Source organism: Paenibacillus sp. FW126-R14 (genome assembly GCF_058789495.1).
This window is the reverse complement of sequence record NZ_JBYTBS010000037.1, coordinates 45,810-62,951: the sequence shown is the minus strand read 5'-3', so window position 1 is coordinate 62,951 and position 17,142 is coordinate 45,810. Positions and strand designations below refer to the sequence as shown.

Below are 17,142 nucleotides of genomic sequence, written 5' to 3'. Positions count from 1 at the left end.
ATTCTTATTTTCGAAAAAATTGTTGAACAATATTGTATATAAATTTTGAGGAGCGAAAAAAACTATGATAGATAACAATACGAAACTTCTCGCCGTAAGCGCCCATGCAGCTGATTTCGTATGGAGATCTGGCGGTACGCTTGCTAAATATGCGAAGCACGGAGCGCAAGTTTCGCTTTTGATTCTGAGCTATGGGGCTAGAGGAGAGTCTAACGATCTATGGAATATCCCTAGTCAAACGCTGGAGAATGTGAAGCGCATTCGTAGAGAAGAGATCGAGCAGGCAGCTAATCACCTGGGAATAACGGACGTGGAAATCTGGGACTATGAAGACTATCATATGACCATTACAGAAGAGCGAATGGAACGATTAACAAAGAAAATTCGCGAAGTACAGCCCCAAATTATTGTGACTCACGGCCCCAAAGATGCCTTTAACCCTGATCACGAGACGGTTTCCAGATATGTTTTTGATGCCAGTGTGCTCTCTACATCGAATGGCGTCAGATTGGAAGGATACCCGACAGCCCCTCAATCGAAACTGTTCGGATTTGAGCCTCATCAATCGGAAATCAGTGATTTTAAGCCCGATGTCATCATCGATATTACGGAAACTTATGAGCAAAAGAAAGCGGCAATGAATTGTTTTAAAGCTCAGCAGCATCTAATCGATTATTACGGGGCTAAGGCGCAGCTCAGAGGCAATCATGCACGTCGCTGTTCGGGCCAAAAGCAGTACCAGGTTGCAGAAGCATTCAGCCGGTTCTTCCCTTATGTAGGAGGTGAGTTCATCTAATGGAAAAATACGTCGTTCGTCAAATTTCAAGACCTTCCGCTGAGCTTTTGAGTGAATATGAGCACTTGGACGTTTCCACGGTATATGAAGCTCAAGGAAGAGCAGGGCTAATGAGTCACGAGCTGAAACCAGCTACTGTTCCTGCACAAATTTGCGGATCTGCCGTAACGGTACTATGCCATGCCGGCGATAACTTGATGATTCATGCAGCGATTGAAGTATGTCAGCCCGGCGATATTGTGGTAATTGCTAACATTGGCGCTAGCGTTCACGGTATGATTGGTGAATTAATCGTGAAAGCATTTATGCGAAGAGGTGTTAAGGGGATCGTTATCGATGCTGGCATTCGCGATGTCGCTCAGCTTAGAGAGATGGGCTTCCCGGTTTGGAGCAGAGGAGTTCATTCCATGGGAACGACCAAAGCAAGAGGAGGCTGGGTGAATAGCCCTATAGTATGCGGGGGTACGTCTGTGATGCCCGGCGATATCGTGATTGCTGATGAAGACGGAGTTGTTGTCGTGCCCTTTCAGGAGGCTGAGCTCGTACTTGAAGCTTCTAATCAGCGGATCTTGAAGGAAGAGGGAACGAAACAAAAAATCGATCGCGGAGAATTGAGCCTTGACTTTTATAACTTGCGTGAAGTATTGAAGAAGGAAAATGTCGTCTACTACGACTCGGAATTACAGAGGAACTAACATCACGCTAAATGAAAGCGCTTAAATAACGATGATTAGGGAGGCTTACTCATGAATATGAAAAAATTTATTTCTGTACTAGCCACTGTATGTGTTTTTACCAGCCTGCTAAATGCTTGCAGCAGCCAAACGTCGCAGAACACGGGAACAAAAGAGGATAAATCTTCAGGCAATAAACCGGCTTATTCGTTTAAGCTAGGCCATGAAGTTCAGATGACTCATATCAAACATTTAACAGCCGAGAAATTCAAAGAGGAACTTTCCAAACGATCTGACGGACGTATGAAGCTGGATATTTTCCCGGCAGCGCAGCTTGGTAAGGAGAAGGAAATGGTACAGCAGGTCCAGACGGGATCCTTAGATTTTGCCATTATCAGTAACGGTTATATGGCAAGCCAATCGGAATCGTTAAACGGCTGGTTCCTACCCTTCATGTTTGCGGATGTAAAAGCAGCAGCAGAAGCCAAAAACAGCGCAGCAGCTAAGCAAATGTTAAGTGACCTGGATAAAATCGATCTTGTCGGTTTGGATTACTTATTCGCTGGGAATCGCCACCTGCTTATGAAATCGGGAGCAATGAACAGCCTTGAAGATGTGAAAGGAAAGAAAATTCGTATTCCGGCTAGTCCGTTATTCGAAGAGTTCTGGAAAGGCGCAGGCGCAGGACCTGCTTCGATTGCCCTGCCTGAAGTGTATATGGCCTTGCAAACTGGTGTTATCGATGGAGTCGATGCGGATATAGATGCTTTGTTATCTCAGAAATTTTATGAAAATGCTCCTCATCTCACCTTGACGAATCATATGACCTTCCCGGAGGTTGCGATTGCAGGCAAAACGACGTTCAACAAACTTAGCGCAGACGATCAAAAGATCGTCAGAGAAGCAATGACGGCTGCAGTGAATTGGGGAATTCAAGAAGCTATTAAAACAGAACAGGCGAAAATTGATCAGTTAAAGCAAAAGAATGTATCTATTACTTCATATGCGAACAAAGCGGCATTACAGCCCGTCATTGATCCGATTTATAAGAAATATGCCGACAAAAATCCAGCGATTAAAGCGTTCATCGAGCAGAACAAGAAGTAGCACTTAATTCCTTACGGATGAGAGGAACAGATATGAAATTTATCAAGCAATTAAGTAGTTCGATTTATGCTTTTGAACGTATTCTGGCTGTTGTCTTGCTAAGTCTAATGGTTTCACTCGTTACGATTGGGGTTATCTTCCGATACTTTCTTAACTCCCCTCTAAGCTGGAGCGATGAATTTGCTTTATATGCGCTTGTCTGGATTACCTTTGTTGGTGGAAGCATGAGTATACATAGGAAGAAGGCTGCAGCCGTTAGTTTGGTTATGGAACGGATTCCCCCACGGCTCAGCAAACCTCTTATTCTGATAGGCGCTACGATAACTTTATTATTTTGTATATATCTGTTTTATACATCCTTTCAATGGATTATCAAACCGATGGTGCTCAAGCAAAAATCAACCACAGGGATGTCGATGATCGTGCCGTATGTGGTCATCCCTCTCAGCTTCTGTTTGATGAGCATTCACTCGCTGGCTCTATGCTTTTCAGCAGATCCATCCGAACAAAGTGAGGAATCCTAATGTTGATACTAATCGTGTTCTTTGTCCTGTTGTTTATCCGAGTTCCAATTGCTCTCATTCTCGGCATCACCAGTTTAGTGTACATCGTGAGCACTGGGAATACGGCATTGCTTTCGAATATTCCTCAGCATCTATTTTCGGGCGTGGAAAATTACGGGCTACTGGCCATCCCTTTATTCATGCTTGCTGGAGAATTGATGAACTCCGGCGGGATTACGACCCGCTTAATCAATCTCTCCAAAAATATATTGGGCCATTATCGCGGCGGGCTTGCCTATGTCAACGTCATTGCTAATATGGTGCTTGCGTCCATCTTGGGTTCGGCAACGGCACAAACCGCGATGATGACCAGGGTCATGGTGCCGGAGATGGAGAAAGAGGGGTACCGCAGGGAGTTTGCGGCCGCCACAACGGCGGCTTCTTCCTTGCTGGGACCGATCATTCCACCAAGCATGCTGTTTATCATTTATTCTGTCGGTTCTGGTGTATCGGTGGGCAAGATGTTTCTGGCCGGTATTATTCCAGGGATTCTCTTGGCGGGTTCCTTTATTCTATTGATCGCCTATTTGGGGTATAAACATCAGTTCCCTCGCTTGCCTCGGGCAACCATGAAGGAAACGGTTGCCTGTTTTATACGAGTTATTCCCGCTTTGTTGGTGCCGTTAGTGATTATCGGAGGTATCCTGTCGGGTATATTTACAGCTACTGAGAGTGCTGGTATCGCCTGCTTTCTTGCTATCGCATTAGGCATATTCGTGACCAAGGATCTAAAGTGGAGTCATTTCCCCAAAATATTGACGAATGCCGCTATCTCCACCTCCTCGGTAACGCTGCTGCTTGCGATGGCCAGCCTGTTTGGCTGGGTGCTGGCTTTTGACCAAATTCCACAGAAGATTGTGGCCTACATGGGAGGACTTACGACTAATCCATATGTCTTCTTAATGCTTGTCAACTTGTTCTTGCTGGTCATTGGCATCATTATGGATGAGATGGCTGTACTGATCGTATTGCTGCCCATTTTCATGCCGCTTGTCGCCGCTTTCCATATCGATCCGATTCACTTTGGCGTCGTTGTTTGCTTGAATGCTACGATAGGGCTGCTTCATCCGCCTGTCGGAGCCGTCATATCGATTGGCAGTGCGGTGGGCAATGTGAAATATGAGACCCTTTCGAAGGCAGTTATCCCGTTTTTAATCGTGGCTCTTTTAGTTCTGTTTGCAGTCACTTATATTCCATGGGTAACGACATGGCTTCCAAGCTTTATGAAGTAAAATAGGATGCTTTCTCAGCCAAACGGATTCCTCCTAGTGAAAATGAAGAGACCATAGCTCATTGCTATGGTCTCTTTGTCTGTCAATGCCTACCGCTGAACCGTTTGATCGCTTCCTCGGTCACCGGTGTGAAGAGGTTAACCAGGTTTCCGTCGGGATCGCGAAACAGCACAGCACGGTTCCCCCACGGCATCGTGGTCGGTTCCTTTACCCACTCATCGACAACCGGTTTCAAGCGTTCGTATTCGGCATCGACATCGTGGACGCGGAACTCGAGGATGACCGTGTGATTGTCGGCCGCCACTGCGGAACCAGCGCCGAACAGCTGCACCGTCTGGGAGTGGCCGATCGCCAGGGTGCACGATGGCAGAACGAGTTCGGCAAAGACGGGCGCGGGGCGTTCCGCTGAAACACCCAAAACTTTTTCATAGAACTCAACGAGACGATCCACGTCGTCGGTAATGATACGTACAGAAGCAAAATTCACGAGCTATCATCCTTCCTATAATAAATGATACAATCTTACCTGTATCATACCCTTCTGGGGATACTCCGATTATAAAAAAACGCTGCTGACAACAGTATGTCAGTATAGCCGTGAACTTAATTTATGAACTGAACGTCAGAGAATAAGCAGGGATGAAATGAAAAATGGGGGTATTATGAATAAGCGAGGACGAATTCAAACAATCATTTTATATGGTGTTTTTATTTTTTATATCGTTTTTTTAATTAAATTATTGTTCTTATCAAGAGTTTCATTTCTGGAGATGTTTAATAGTCATAGGACAGTAACTAGGTCAATCAATCTTATTCCTTTTTATAGTATAAAGGAATATATATTTGGCGATTCTGCGACTTTAAAAAAATTCGCTTTTAGTAATGTGGTTGGTAATATAGCTATTTTTATTCCTTTTGGTACTTATTTGTTATTATTCAAAAAGGACAAAAGAATAATCCCCAATCTGTTGGTTATATTTTTTGTGAGTTTATTTGTTGAAATCACTCAGGGGCTTTTGGGCATCGGAACATCAGACATTGATGACATCATTTTAAATGGTTTGGGTGGATGGATTGGTATTTTAGGGTATAAGTTTTTAGCGTTAATATTACGCGATGAAAATAAAGTACGTACCGTAATCACAATCCTATCTGCTATCGGATTACCTGTTATATTCTATTTATTATTCATGGTGAGATTGAGACTCTGAATTGCTGTATAATTAAGTGAGGGTTCGAAAGCCTTGCTCTTCAGCGAGGCTTCCGAACCCGTTTTATTTACAGATGAGATCCACCGCTTGCATCAATCATTTGGCCGGTTATCCAACGACTATCCGATGAGGCGAGAAAAGCGGCAATATCGGCCACATCTTCCGGCTCCCCCCACCTTTTGAAAGTTGAAAGACCCGCGGCAGACTTTTGTCCATTCGGATCTTGGAGCGCCCCCGCATTCATCTCTGTATTAATAATGCCAGGCTGGATGGCATTCACCGTAATATTCCGGCTGCCAAGTTGTTGAGCCAACATGTGCGTAAATGTGTCGATTGCTCCTTTTGACATGCTATAGGCAAAAACACTCGGTGAAGCCACTCTTGTAACAAACGATGAGATATTGATAATGCGACCCCCATCTTTCAGACGCGGCAAAGCTTGTTGGGTAACAAAAAGCGGTGCTTTAACATTAATGTCCATGACCTCGTCAAAAGATTGCTCCGTCATCTCTTCTATTGAAATAATTTGACCGATTCCTGCGTTATTCACAAGAATATCGAACCGGTCGCTGCCTGTACGTTCCCGAAGATTTTCATCCAACGCCGTATATAAATCATGTATACCGTTAAGAGTGCTTATGTCCGCACCAATTGCGAATGCGTCCCCGCCACTTTGTTGAATGGTACGAACCACTTCCTCCGCTTCATTCCGTCTTTTTCCATAATGCACGGCGACACATGCGCCGTCCTGAGCCAGACGCAGCGCAATGCTCCGGCCGATCCCCCGGCTTGCACCTGTTACTAGAGCGACTTTCCCTTTCAAACGACTCATTCTCTCATCTCCTTGTTCTGAATTCATATCTAGTTATATCACAGGGGGACTTTTGAAATGTTGCTCTCTAAATTATGACTTAGAGATTGGCCAATTTTAGCCTCGATTGTTTAATATTCACTTATGTTAGCGTTTTCAAAAATCATCTAGAATGTTAGTGATGTGGTTAAGCAGCCATAAAAACAAGTGAAAGGAGGTTATAAAGAAAGAGCATTATGCGTTTGTACATTTACTGGCTTATTAAGATCAAATAGGAGGAAGTGCGAATGACAAGCAGAATACATGATATCTGTCCATAAGATCGCAGCCTCTTGCCGGATCCATATCATGAGAAGCATAGATGTAAACTTTGCCGTCCTCCCAGACGTGGGCAGAGGGATCAGCGGTGAATATCGTCGTAATTATGGGATTCTGTGATGTTTCCTTCAGGAAATCTGCTGGAATGCCTGTATGTCTAATCATTATGATCCTCCAGTAATTTTCGAATTTGCTTTTCTCAGCATAACTCGAATTATACGGTGGATACCATGGGGCGTTATTAAACTTTATAGGCGGATTAAATACATATTTATCATGCGTAATATCTATCGTTATTATAGAAATGATAACATTGATCAATAGTTCATCTGCGTTATACAATCAAGGTGCAAGCAAATTGAAACGCCAAGGAGGATGAAGATATGGGGAGTACTGTCGCAGATATTAAAATTCCGGACAGCAAGTTGGCGGCGGGGGCAGCCGAACTGCTTCGCGAGCACGGCAATGATTTATTATGGAACCACTCCCACCGCGTATTTTTATTTGGCGCCCTGCAAGGGCAAAATGCCGGGGTCAAATTTGATTCCGAGCTGCTTTACATCAGTGCTCTATTCCATGATTTGGGTCTGACTAAGCATTACAGCAGCCCGGACAAACGCTTTGAGGTAGATGGTGCGAATGCCGCTCGCAGCTATCTTCAGTCGCATGGGGTTTCGGCGGAGTCGATCCAATTGGTATGGGATGCAGTAGCTCTTCATACGACTATCGGCATTGCCCAGTATAAAGAGCCTGAGGTTGCGCTGATTTATTCCGGTGTCGGCTACGATGTAATGGGAGAAAATTTTGATAGCCTCACTAAGGATATTCGGCAGCAAGTTGTGACGGCATTTCCTAGAGACAACTTCAAACACAAGATATTGCCTGCATTTCTCGAAGGCTTCAAGCATAAACCGGAGACCACCTTCGGCAACATCAAGGCCGATGTGTGCGCTATGCTGATGCCGGGCTTTCAGAGAACGAACTTCTGTGATTGCGTTTTGCATTCGCCTTGGAAAGAATAATGACGAGACCGGAAAAAACATCCAAAATACCGGGTGTTTTTTCCGGTCTCGTCATGCCAATGATTGGTGTCATAAACCTGGAGATACTGCCGTTTAGGGGGACTTATAGATGGAAATTAGACAATTGGAATATTTTATGGCCGTATGCAAGGAGCTGCACTTCACCCGCGCGTCCGAGCAATTAGGGGTAACCCAGCCGACGCTAAGCCATCAGATCAAGGCATTGGAAATCGAAATGGGGGTGCCGCTATTCGACCGGATTGGGAAGAAGACCGCCTTGACAGAGGCGGGCAAAATTTTGTTCCGGCACGGCACGCAAATTTTTCAGAGCATCCAGAGCGCTATGGAGGAAATTCACGAGCTTCAGGAGGTGAAGTACGGGAAGCTGTCGATCGGTGTGTTGAAAGGGGAGCTTAACCAACTTGTATCTTCCTTGCTGTTCTCTTTTCACCAACAATACCCCAATATTCATCTTACCGTGGTTGGTAAGGATGATAGCGTAGATGGCATCATTCAAAATGAAATCGATATCGCTCTGACGATTGTCCCGATCCATGACGAGCGGCTGACAATTGTTCCTTTATATGAGGAGGAATTGTATGTGACCGTTTCACACCGACATTCCCTGGCGGATCAGCAAACGATCCGATTGGAGCAGATCAAAGATGAGCCGTTCATCCTTTTTCCGAAAAATTATCAGTGCCGCCAGCAGATTGATGCGGCCTTCAAACAGATCGATGCACCGCTTCGCCCGATTATTGAAACAGATGCGGCGGAGTCCATCCTTAATCTTGTGCTGGCGGAAGCGGGGGTATCGATTCTATCGAAAACGCTGCTGCACATGTGGGGCAATGATAAGCTCAGAATGATCAAAATTGAAAACCCGTCTGTCCGCAGGCAGATTGGGCTTATCTATCATAAAGAGAAATATATCGGCTTCGCGGCGCAGCAATTCATTCGGCTGCTAAAACAAACCATTGCCGATCAAGGTCTGGGTTCGAGCGACGGGGCTGGGATTAATTGTATTCCATAACCCAATATTTTTCGCCCGGACTACCTTCTTCAACGACTTTATTCCAGCCCTTACTCTCATAAAATTTCATCGCCGCATGATTTTCGGAAACGCACTTCAATCGGATCGGTTTTTTCATTTTTTCTATAGAGGCATGGAGCAGCAGACCCCCAACACCTTTACCGGAGAAATCGGGGTGGACGAATAAATTATGGATAAAGTTATCCGGCAAATACAGAGAAGCAAATCCGAGGATTTGATTATTCTCCTCAACTAATAAGATATACTCTTCTTCCGTATGCTTATCAAAATCCTCCAATGTCATTGCTTCTATATCCGCCCAATGAAAACTTTTACGACGGGATTCCAAATATATGTTTCTTAAAACTGGATAGTCGGATTCATTTGCTGCTCTAATATTCACATCTTCACGCTCGCTTTCTTTATATGGTTTTTTAAAAAAACGTGACAACTTGTCTGATTCATAGATGCTATTATAGACAACAAAGATGACTTGTTCAAATAACGGAGAACGATAGTTCGATAACAGATATTTTTTAATGTGTGGTAAAATCTTGTAGAAAGCTACTACGAAACGATAGAGGTGCTATGATGCTGCGGTATTTCAAGTTAGGAATCTTTCTATGTCTACTCCAGTTTTGTCTGGCTCCCGCCGTGCATGCGGATGAACCAGTTAGGGTGTTCGTCAATGAATATCAGGTCATTTATGATCAACTTCCTATAGTTGAAGAAGGAAATACACTCGTTCAATTTCGGCCTTCTTTCGAAGCGCTTGGCTTCGCCGTACAGTGGGAACAGACGAGCTTGTCCGTGACGGGCACCGCACCGAATATGAAGGTTCAAATGCAGGTGGGCAGCCGCAAAGCCTATATCAATGGAGTGGAGAAGGAACTGCCCGCTGCGCCCCGCCTCGTAAATGGCTCGACGTATGTGCCCATCCGGTTTCTGGGGGAAGCGTCAGGGGGAGACGTTACGTGGGACCCGGCTACGAATCATGTCAATATCGTGACGGATAAAAGTTACTACGTGTACCGAGAGGTGATCGCGAATAACCTCGAAAAGGTCAAATATTGGCTCGAGAACGGGGGCGGACCCAACTTTGCCAATAGAAACGACGGTATCTCTTCAATGGAGATGGCGTCATTTAACAATAATATCGAGATGGTAAAGCTTTTGCTGGATTACGGAGCTATCCCGGATATGCCCAATCCAGTTTACTCTTTTGCGCCAAATGAGATGGAAGTGGCCATATACGAGAAAAAGCCCGAGTTGGTAAAGCTATTCGTTCAGCATGGAGCCGATCCGAATAAGAAAGACCGGGAAGGCCAGACATTAGTCGAACAGGTCAAGCAGCAGTTGGATAAAGCACAAACCGAGGATGTTCCGGCTCTGAAAGCGATTCTAGCCACTCTCGAATCCGCCAAGGATCTGTCGAAAACAAATCGTTACACACGTTTTATCGCGCAGGATAATTCCATGATGCCGACCATCGCGGACGGGGAGCGGACATGGGTGGACAAGCAATATAACCAGCTTCATCCTGTTTCGAGAAACGACCTGATCGTGTTTGAAGGGCTGGACGGCAAGCTGTCGATGAAGCGGGTGATAGGGCTTCCGGGAGAAACGATTCGCATAGATCGGGAGAATGTGAATGTGAACGGCGAACGCTTAACGTCCAATATGCTTCCGGGGAACAAGATCGATCAGGCGGAGATGGCCCTAGGCATCGATCAAGTGTTCGTGATCGGCGACAATTACAATGACAGCATCGACAGTCGTTCTTCAACGGTCGGCCCTGTCACACTGAAGCAAATTGTTGGGAAAATTATTCACGTCGAGCATAAATACACCCCGAGCGAGGTAGAGCATCCGCCTCAAGGAACGAAGCAGGCGAACCCGGACCCAGCTCCGCTGGCGGACAAAACCTATAAGAGCTCACCCGCCATGACCATCGACACTTCGAAAAAGTATCAGGCTCAAGTACATACGAACAAAGGCGACTTCACCATCGAAATGTTCGCCGATACGGCGCCGAAGACGGTGAACAACTTTGTTTTTCTAGCGAGGCAAGGATTTTATAACGACGTTATTTTCCACAGGGTGATCAAGTCATTCATGATCCAGGGGGGCGACCCAACAGGCACGGGACGAGGAGGACCGGGCTATGCCTTCGAAGACGAGCTGAAGACTTCTTACACTTACGAGCCGGGGATTGTTGCGATGGCGAATGCCGGGCCGAATACGAATGGAAGCCAGTTTTTCATTTGCACGGGAGAAGACAGCCGTAATCTGGACCAATACCCGAACTACACCATATTCGGCAAGGTGACAAATGGATTTGATACAGTGCTGGCGATTGCTGATGTTCCAGTCGGGCTGCAGGACAATTATAACGAAAAAAGCAAACCGAAAGAGAATGTGGTTATTCAAGGCATCGATATCGTGGAATCTGAATAGTTCGGTTTTATTAGTGGAGCGACAGTTCCAAAGGTAGGTGTAAATATTGTGAAAAGAAGCCCACTTGTAATATCAATTGCATCTGTTTCTGGTGGAGGAAAGACAACAACAACCAAGCACTTAAGTGGTCAGTTAAACAACTCAAAGGCATTATTTTTTGATGACTACGATTTTGAGCAGTGTCCAGATGACATTTGTGAGTGGGTTGATCGAGGAGCAGATTACAATGAATGGAATCTCACCCCGTTAATTCATGATATTCAGTCACTTTATTATGACCATGCCCTACCTCTTCATTATATTTTGCTTGACTATCCTTTTGCTTATTTGAATAAAGGAATAAGCGGCTTCGTTGATTTCTCTGTATATATTGACACTCCATTGGATGTTGCAATGGCAAGACGAATACTAAGAGATTTTTCCGAAAGTCCAATTGACAATGTAAGAAAAGATTTAATGAACTATCTATCACGTGGAAGGGAAGCATATTTAGAAATGGAAAGGACAGTCAAACTCAATTCAGACATTGTGATTGATGGTTCATTACCAACTTCAATAATCGTAAATCACATACTAGACGAAATCAAAAACAGAGACAAATAAATGGGGACGGTTTAGCTTCCTTTGGAGGAAAACGATTATAGCCATTTGATACGAGAATTCTATAATGGTTTGGAGTGATTGTTTCCTTATTTTAACGGCAGATTAATTTATTTTTATCTTTCCAATCATCCAGAACAATTGTATTATCTAATTAGATGGATGGCTAATTAGATGTATATTAAAGTGTTTAAGAGGAGGGATAAAATGAGCACTGATTTTTACCTTGTTAGACACGCTATTAAAGAAAAAGATGTTGGTGATGTCTTTATCTCAGCAGAAGGTTTAGAGCAAGCCAATGTGACGGCAAGCCATTTTAATAAAATACCCCTATCTAGAATATTCAGCAGTCCACTTAACAGAGCAAAACAAACCGCTCAAATTATTGGAGATGCGACCCAAATACCAATCGTTGAGGATATTCGCTTACGAGAGCGTGCCAATTGGGGAGACATACCGGGGCAAACTTTTGAGGAGTTTGTTGATCTATGGAATCAATGCACGAGGGAAAGAGATTTTATGCCTCCTGTCGGTGATTCCGCGAGAAGGGCTGGCGATCGATTGTCTTCATGCTTAATCGAATTATCAGTTCAATTTCCACATGAAAGTATTGCAATAGTTACTCACGGCGGATTGATTACAGACTTTTTGTTAAATGAAATTTCTCATGATGAGCTGAATCGTACACGCCCGAATTTTATAACTGAACAAAGCAATTTGGTGGCAGAATGCTCTATAACTAAAATTAGATGTGATGCCAAGAAATTTAAATTGATTGAATTTGCTGAGACTTCCCATTTATATAATTAAGCTCTAACGGAGAGCGTTAGCACAATAAAGACAAATGAGGCAGACGACCATAATCGGCTGCCTTTTCTATGTCAAAGGGCAGTAACATAGATTTACGATTTAACTAACATTCCGTGTAAAAAGGAAAATTTTCCAGTGTGTCGAATACATTAACTCTGGATGTCATTTCAGTATCTATTTTAGAGAGAGGGACAGGTGAGTCTGTGAAGGAGCGGAGTTGGACAAAGAGAATTTCTGTATTATTCGTGGCATTGGTAATTATGATAAGCGGGTGCAAGTCCATTGGAGACTTCGACGTTAACAAAGCGCTGACGGAGGCTGTTATCGCGAAATCTATGGAAGGCACAGGCGAGTTCTCGCTCAATCTCATACGGGATGAAAAGGCTAAAGTTCCAGCAGAAGAACAGGCCATGCTTAAATTATTTGAAACAACGAAGCTTAAATTCGATTCGATCAAGATGGAAAGCTCCACACGGGTTTCAATTAAGGGTTTGGCGTCTATCAGCACATATAAAATCCCTTTCCAAGCTTCAGTGACGGAAGAACAAATAGTTCTGCAAATCGATGGAGGCAAAAAGCCGATCGTCTTCCAGCTTCAAGATGAAGCTTCCAACGCTTCGATGAAATCGTTCGTAACCGAGCTGCAGACGAAGTTTAGCGACGGGAAACTGTCGAACAGCATCATGTCATATTTGATCAAACAGTTACCCAACCCAAGCAAGCTGAATGTAGACAATGTGGTCGAAACGATCAACGGGGAGCAGGTATCCTTACATAAGCTGCATGGAGAAATTACAGGAAAAGAGCTGCTGCCGTTGGCAAAATCGCTCATCAAAAATATGATGAAGGATGATCAGGCGCTCAAAGAGTTGATCGGTCAGCTGTATGACGCCCTGTATCCGATGATTTCGGCGGAGTGGGAGAAGGCGCTGGCGGCGGATTCGTCTAAGAAGGAAAACTTTTCGAAAGATGCCGATGATTTAGATGAGATGGACGATATGCCAAACCTTGGCATCAGCCCGTTGAATCAATTCAAATCAACCGTGGAACCGATCATGACCGGAGTCAAAGCCGTGTTGGACGATCGCGATAGTGCAATTGAAGTGATCCACACCGAAGTGAAGCAGGTATTTGTTATTCTGCTTGTCGCCTTGGAAAGTCTTGGCCATGGGGATAAGAAGCCTTGGGAAGCCACATTTAACGAGAGTTCGTATATGAATACGGATCTTTACTTCGACAACAGCCTTAAGCTGCGGAAGTCGAACACAACCGTGATGGTTGCGCCGCAGTTAGAGGATACGCAAGGGGTCTCTGCTGTGAAGATTACGATGTCATCGGAGAACTGGAACGTGAACGGCAAAGTAAAGGCGGACGTGATTGCAACGGACGGAGGAAGTCTGGTTCTGGATCAAACGTCAAAGCCACATGATATATTGAAAAATTTCGACCAAAAATCGGCGATCTATCAACTGCTGAAACAAGATCTGAAAATAGGGAAGGTGTCATTCCCTCTATTTCTGGGCAACGGGCAGTATTTCCCTAAATCGCACCAGCCTTTTATCGAAAATGGGGTAACCATGGTGCCGACACGGTTCATCAGTGAGCGCTTAAATGCCGAAGTGGCTTGGGACTCCGTCACGCAAAACATTACGATAACCGATCCCGAGACCTCGCGGAAAATTGTTTTGCACGTTGGGAGTAATGAAGCGATCGTGGATGGCAAAAACATGGTCATGGAACAAGCGGTGTTAACAAAAGATGACCAGAGTTTTGTTCCGTTGACCTTCATCGTCACTCAGTTCGGCGGAAAGACGGAGTGGAACGAAGAAATGCGAATGATTCAGGTAACAAGGGATTAGAAGGATAGTTTAAGTCGTCAATTCATTGACGGCTTTTTTGTTACTAGAGAAAAACGTGCCGGCGGCAGTTGGCAAACGAGCAGCTGCCGTTATCCATTGAGGAGAGGCCGTATTTTTCAGCGAGGGGTATGTAAAAAGTGGTGTTTTTGCAAATAGTATGGTATAGTAAATTCATAACTGTAATAAAGTATATGACAGTTTGAATGGCAAGGCTTAGTAAACCAGAATTTATTCATAATGGAGGTAATGCGAAAATGAATAATCCTAATATCCAACCTGCCTCCAAGCTAGGACCTTTATTCGAGTCCTTCAAGCTTGGTACTTTGGAGCTAAAGAACCGGGTCGTCATGGCTCCAATGACGAGAGCCTTTTCTCCCGGAGGAGTGCCGGGTTCTGATGTGGCTGCTTATTACCGTCGCCGTGCGGAGAACGGTGTAGGGCTTATTATTACGGAGGGCACTCTGATCAACGATCCGGCTGCCACCAATAACCCGAATATTCCGAATTTCCATGGGGAGGAAGCACTGAAGGGCTGGGCTAACGTCGTCGCGGAAGTGCATGAAGCCGGCGGGCTGATTATGCCGCAGTTGTGGCATATCGGCACGGACCGTAAGGTAGGAGCCATTCCGAACCCGGAGGAGCTGCCGATTGGACCTTCAGGCCTGGATCTCGCGACCGGCGAAAAAGTCAATGAGCCGATGAGCCAGGAACGGATCTATTCCGTTGTCGCTGCTTACGCGCAAGCGGCAGCGGATGCCAAACGGATCGGCTTTGACGGGATTGAGCTTCATGGTGCCCACGGCTACTTGATCGATCAGTTTTTCTGGGAGAAAACGAACCAACGTACCGACAGCTATGGCGGAGACCTTGTGAAAAGAACCCGTTTTGCGGCTGAAATTATTGCGGCTTGCCGTCGCGCCGTAGGACCCGATTTCCCTATCCTTCTGCGGATATCTCAGTGGAAATCTAGTGATTACGAGGCGAAATTGGCAGCCAATCCGGATGAATTGGCCAAATTCCTTGCGCCGCTTGTAGAAGCGGGCGTTGATGTATTTCACTGCTCGACCCGCCGCTTCTGGGAGCCGGAGTTTGCTGGATCCGAGCTGAATTTCGCAGGCTGGGTTAAAAAATTAACCGGCAAACCTGCAATCACTGTGGGCTCTGTAGGTCTGGATAATGAGTTTATATCTTCGTTTAGAGGGGAAAATGCAGGTACGGCGAACGTGGATACCTTGACCGACAAGCTTAACAATGGTGAGTTCGATCTGGTTGCGGTCGGCCGCGCGCTGCTGGTTGATCCGGCATGGGCGGCTAAGGTTCGCGATGGCCGGCTTGACGAGCTGAAGCCTTTCACCCCTGAAGCGCTGCGTTCGCTTTCTTGATTCTGCTGTCATTCTGAAATTTGATCGGGCACTCCGGGTTAGTGGGAGTGCCCGTTTTTTTACTATCGGGTTAGGGAAGAAGCGCAGCGAATTCGGCACGCCCAAACGCCGTACCGGCGATGCCCCAGCCTCCCTCGGCCGCCTCGGTAAGAAGTACCCATGTACGCCCGGCCTGTGAGGGATCATTCGAGATTTTGGCAACAATCTCTGTAGCTTCTTTGACCAGCTGTTTCTGGCTTTCCCTATTCAATACTCCTGGAGGCGTAATAACCTGAATGCGAACTGTACGTGCGGAATCAGTGGCAGCGGTATGTACCGCAGAGGGTTCCATCCGGTGAATGTAGACTCCTGTGTTGTTTGTGTAAGCTGGGCCAGGATTTTCTACGCCTTCAGCTCGAAGTAGCGCCGAACTTAACTCTTCGGCAAGTTGTCGGTCCGTACCGACGGGAAAAAGGTTAGATGGGGCATAAACATCAATCATTGGCATTGTGTTTCCTCCTTCATGTATAAAAAGAATAATACAGACCTGTCTGTCTAGTTAATAATATTAAGGAACTGAACTACTAAAGTCAAGAAATTCCTTTTTAGAAAATTTTCGATACAACAACGCCGGTTTTACATGGCCTACTTTAATGTCTTGACCCTTATTATCTCGTTTTGATAAGATCAGGGCATGAATACAAAAAAAACGAATTCAACATCTATTAATCGATCATCGGCCAAAGAACGACTATTATGCGCTGCCAGCGAGCTGTTTTACGAAGAAGGGGTACATGTCGTTGGCATAGACCGCGTGATCGAACGTGCCGGGGTGGCGAAAGCAACTCTGTACAGTGCCTTTGGAAGCAAGGATGAGCTGATCCGAGCTTACCTCACGCGACGGCACTCGATCTGGCAGGAATATCTGAATAAACAACTTGCCGTTTACGAAACTCCCCGGGAACGTCTTCTGGGAATATTCGATTTATTGGGTAAGCTGTTTGCGTTGCCGGAATTCCGCGGGTGTGCCTTTATGAACGCCAACGCCGAGGGGCTGCCCAACAGTGCAATTGAAGAACCAACCCAAGCCTACCGCGCATCGGTTCGGTCACTATTTGTCGAGCTCGCACAAGCGGTTGGTGCCATCGAACCCGAGAATTTAGCAGAGCAGCTCATCTTGCTTTTTGACGGCGCAATGGTCGCCGCTCGGATGGATCGCAACCTCTCCGCGGCAGTTACAGCCCGCAGTGTCGCCAATACATTGATCACCTTAGCGATAGACGCTTAA

General features: G+C 45.5%; 19 protein-coding genes. 14 read left to right on the top strand and 5 right to left on the bottom strand.

The features are described 5' to 3' along the window. Positions 1-64: 64 nt before the first annotated feature. The 5 genes from AC3WRW_RS21485 to AC3WRW_RS21465 are packed head-to-tail and all read left to right on the top strand — an operon-like array spanning position 65 to position 4,372. A complete protein-coding gene (locus tag AC3WRW_RS21485; protein ID WP_492548340.1) occupies positions 65-796 on the top strand; it encodes a PIG-L deacetylase family protein in 732 nt (243 codons plus the stop codon). Next, entirely contained in the window at positions 796-1,491 is a 696-nt protein-coding gene (locus tag AC3WRW_RS21480; RefSeq protein WP_492548339.1) for a 4-carboxy-4-hydroxy-2-oxoadipate aldolase/oxaloacetate decarboxylase, read from the top strand. The genes AC3WRW_RS21485 and AC3WRW_RS21480 overlap by 1 nt, the downstream gene beginning before the upstream one ends. Before the next feature lie 51 nt (positions 1,492-1,542). Next, positions 1,543-2,577: a TRAP transporter substrate-binding protein gene (locus AC3WRW_RS21475; RefSeq protein ID WP_492548338.1), complete on the top strand. Its 1,035-nt coding sequence runs from the start codon at positions 1,543-1,545 to the stop codon at positions 2,575-2,577. 32 nt (positions 2,578-2,609) lie between these two features. Continuing rightward, positions 2,610-3,101, top strand: coding sequence for a TRAP transporter small permease (locus AC3WRW_RS21470; RefSeq protein WP_492548337.1), 492 nt, complete (start codon positions 2,610-2,612; stop codon positions 3,099-3,101). Next, positions 3,101-4,372 (top strand): TRAP transporter large permease, encoded by a 1,272-nt coding sequence (locus tag AC3WRW_RS21465; RefSeq protein WP_492548336.1) that lies wholly within the window; start codon positions 3,101-3,103, stop codon positions 4,370-4,372. Before AC3WRW_RS21470 ends, AC3WRW_RS21465 begins: the two co-directional genes overlap by 1 nt. A gap of 82 nt (positions 4,373-4,454) precedes the next feature. Here the strand turns inward: AC3WRW_RS21465 and AC3WRW_RS21460 are convergent, their stop codons facing one another. After that, positions 4,455-4,859 (bottom strand): VOC family protein, encoded by a 405-nt coding sequence (locus tag AC3WRW_RS21460; RefSeq protein WP_492548335.1) that lies wholly within the window; start codon positions 4,857-4,859, stop codon positions 4,455-4,457. A gap of 157 nt (positions 4,860-5,016) precedes the next feature. Between AC3WRW_RS21460 and AC3WRW_RS21455 the strand changes: the two genes are divergently transcribed. Continuing rightward, on the top strand, positions 5,017-5,583 hold the full coding sequence (locus tag AC3WRW_RS21455; protein WP_492548334.1) for a VanZ family protein: 567 nt from the start codon (positions 5,017-5,019) through the stop codon (positions 5,581-5,583). A 67-nt stretch (positions 5,584-5,650) separates the two neighbouring features. Here AC3WRW_RS21455 and AC3WRW_RS21450 read toward each other — a convergent pair whose 3' ends face one another. Next, positions 5,651-6,415, bottom strand: coding sequence for an SDR family oxidoreductase (locus AC3WRW_RS21450; RefSeq protein ID WP_492548333.1), 765 nt, complete (start codon positions 6,413-6,415; stop codon positions 5,651-5,653). Positions 6,416-6,661: 246 nt separating this feature from the next. After that, positions 6,662-6,877 carry a hypothetical protein gene (locus AC3WRW_RS21445; protein WP_492548352.1) on the bottom strand — a complete coding sequence of 72 codons (216 nt, stop codon included), beginning with the start codon at positions 6,875-6,877 and terminating at the stop codon, positions 6,662-6,664. 218 nt (positions 6,878-7,095) lie between these two features. On the opposite strand from AC3WRW_RS21445, the gene AC3WRW_RS21440 reads away from it, so the two are divergent. Further along, complete coding sequence (locus tag AC3WRW_RS21440; RefSeq protein WP_492548332.1) at positions 7,096-7,734, top strand: HD domain-containing protein; 639 nt, start codon at positions 7,096-7,098, stop codon at positions 7,732-7,734. 109 nt (positions 7,735-7,843) lie between these two features. After that, on the top strand, positions 7,844-8,767 hold the full coding sequence (locus AC3WRW_RS21435) for a LysR family transcriptional regulator (RefSeq protein ID WP_492548331.1): 924 nt from the start codon (positions 7,844-7,846) through the stop codon (positions 8,765-8,767). Here the strand turns inward: AC3WRW_RS21435 and AC3WRW_RS21430 are convergent. Continuing rightward, entirely contained in the window at positions 8,751-9,170 is a 420-nt protein-coding gene (locus AC3WRW_RS21430) for a GNAT family N-acetyltransferase (protein ID WP_492548351.1), read from the bottom strand. The genes AC3WRW_RS21435 and AC3WRW_RS21430 overlap by 17 nt on opposite strands. Before the next feature lie 275 nt (positions 9,171-9,445). Here AC3WRW_RS21430 and lepB point away from each other — a divergent pair, with 275 nt between their 5' ends. From lepB to AC3WRW_RS21405, 5 genes are all read left to right on the top strand, one after another. Beyond that, entirely contained in the window at positions 9,446-11,224 is a 1,779-nt protein-coding gene (gene lepB, locus AC3WRW_RS21425; protein ID WP_492548330.1) for a signal peptidase I, read from the top strand. A gap of 48 nt (positions 11,225-11,272) precedes the next feature. After that, entirely contained in the window at positions 11,273-11,827 is a 555-nt protein-coding gene (locus tag AC3WRW_RS21420) for a nucleoside/nucleotide kinase family protein (RefSeq protein WP_492548329.1), read from the top strand. A gap of 204 nt (positions 11,828-12,031) precedes the next feature. After that, positions 12,032-12,634, top strand: coding sequence for a histidine phosphatase family protein (locus AC3WRW_RS21415; protein WP_492548328.1), 603 nt, complete (start codon positions 12,032-12,034; stop codon positions 12,632-12,634). Positions 12,635-12,879: 245 nt separating this feature from the next. Continuing rightward, the gene (locus AC3WRW_RS21410) at positions 12,880-14,493 is read left to right on the top strand and encodes a copper amine oxidase N-terminal domain-containing protein (RefSeq protein ID WP_492548327.1); all 1,614 of its coding nucleotides are present in this window, start codon (positions 12,880-12,882) and stop codon (positions 14,491-14,493) included. A 254-nt stretch (positions 14,494-14,747) separates the two neighbouring features. Then, complete coding sequence (locus tag AC3WRW_RS21405; RefSeq protein WP_492548326.1) at positions 14,748-15,875, top strand: NADH:flavin oxidoreductase; 1,128 nt, start codon at positions 14,748-14,750, stop codon at positions 15,873-15,875. A 70-nt stretch (positions 15,876-15,945) separates the two neighbouring features. Here the strand turns inward: AC3WRW_RS21405 and AC3WRW_RS21400 are convergent, their stop codons facing one another. Further along, positions 15,946-16,362, bottom strand: a complete 417-nt coding sequence (locus AC3WRW_RS21400; RefSeq protein WP_492548325.1) for a tautomerase family protein — start codon at positions 16,360-16,362, stop codon at positions 15,946-15,948. A 186-nt stretch (positions 16,363-16,548) separates the two neighbouring features. Between AC3WRW_RS21400 and AC3WRW_RS21395 the strand changes: the two genes are divergently transcribed. Next, positions 16,549-17,142 (top strand): TetR/AcrR family transcriptional regulator, encoded by a 594-nt coding sequence (locus AC3WRW_RS21395; protein WP_492548324.1) that lies wholly within the window; start codon positions 16,549-16,551, stop codon positions 17,140-17,142.

Bases quoted from the DNA above. Each gene is read 5' to 3' on its own strand.
- AC3WRW_RS21400 (WP_492548325.1), bottom strand. From the start codon at position 16,362: ATGCCAATGATTGATGTTTATGCCCCATCTAACCTTTTTCCCGTCGGT.
- AC3WRW_RS21470 (WP_492548337.1), top strand. From the start codon at position 2,610: ATGAAATTTATCAAGCAATTAAGTAGTTCGATTTATGCTTTTGAACGT.
- AC3WRW_RS21395 (WP_492548324.1), top strand. From the start codon at position 16,549: ATGAATACAAAAAAAACGAATTCAACATCTATTAATCGATCATCGGCC.
- AC3WRW_RS21405 (WP_492548326.1), top strand. From the start codon at position 14,748: ATGAATAATCCTAATATCCAACCTGCCTCCAAGCTAGGACCTTTATTC.
- AC3WRW_RS21440 (WP_492548332.1), top strand. From the start codon at position 7,096: ATGGGGAGTACTGTCGCAGATATTAAAATTCCGGACAGCAAGTTGGCG.
- AC3WRW_RS21415 (WP_492548328.1), top strand. From the start codon at position 12,032: ATGAGCACTGATTTTTACCTTGTTAGACACGCTATTAAAGAAAAAGAT.
- AC3WRW_RS21480 (WP_492548339.1), top strand. From the start codon at position 796: ATGGAAAAATACGTCGTTCGTCAAATTTCAAGACCTTCCGCTGAGCTT.
- AC3WRW_RS21485 (WP_492548340.1), top strand. From the start codon at position 65: ATGATAGATAACAATACGAAACTTCTCGCCGTAAGCGCCCATGCAGCT.
- AC3WRW_RS21475 (WP_492548338.1), top strand. From the start codon at position 1,543: ATGAATATGAAAAAATTTATTTCTGTACTAGCCACTGTATGTGTTTTT.
- AC3WRW_RS21445 (WP_492548352.1), bottom strand. From the start codon at position 6,877: ATGATTAGACATACAGGCATTCCAGCAGATTTCCTGAAGGAAACATCA.
- AC3WRW_RS21465 (WP_492548336.1), top strand. From the start codon at position 3,101: ATGTTGATACTAATCGTGTTCTTTGTCCTGTTGTTTATCCGAGTTCCA.
- AC3WRW_RS21450 (WP_492548333.1), bottom strand. From the start codon at position 6,415: ATGAGTCGTTTGAAAGGGAAAGTCGCTCTAGTAACAGGTGCAAGCCGG.
- AC3WRW_RS21455 (WP_492548334.1), top strand. From the start codon at position 5,017: ATGAAAAATGGGGGTATTATGAATAAGCGAGGACGAATTCAAACAATC.
- AC3WRW_RS21435 (WP_492548331.1), top strand. From the start codon at position 7,844: ATGGAAATTAGACAATTGGAATATTTTATGGCCGTATGCAAGGAGCTG.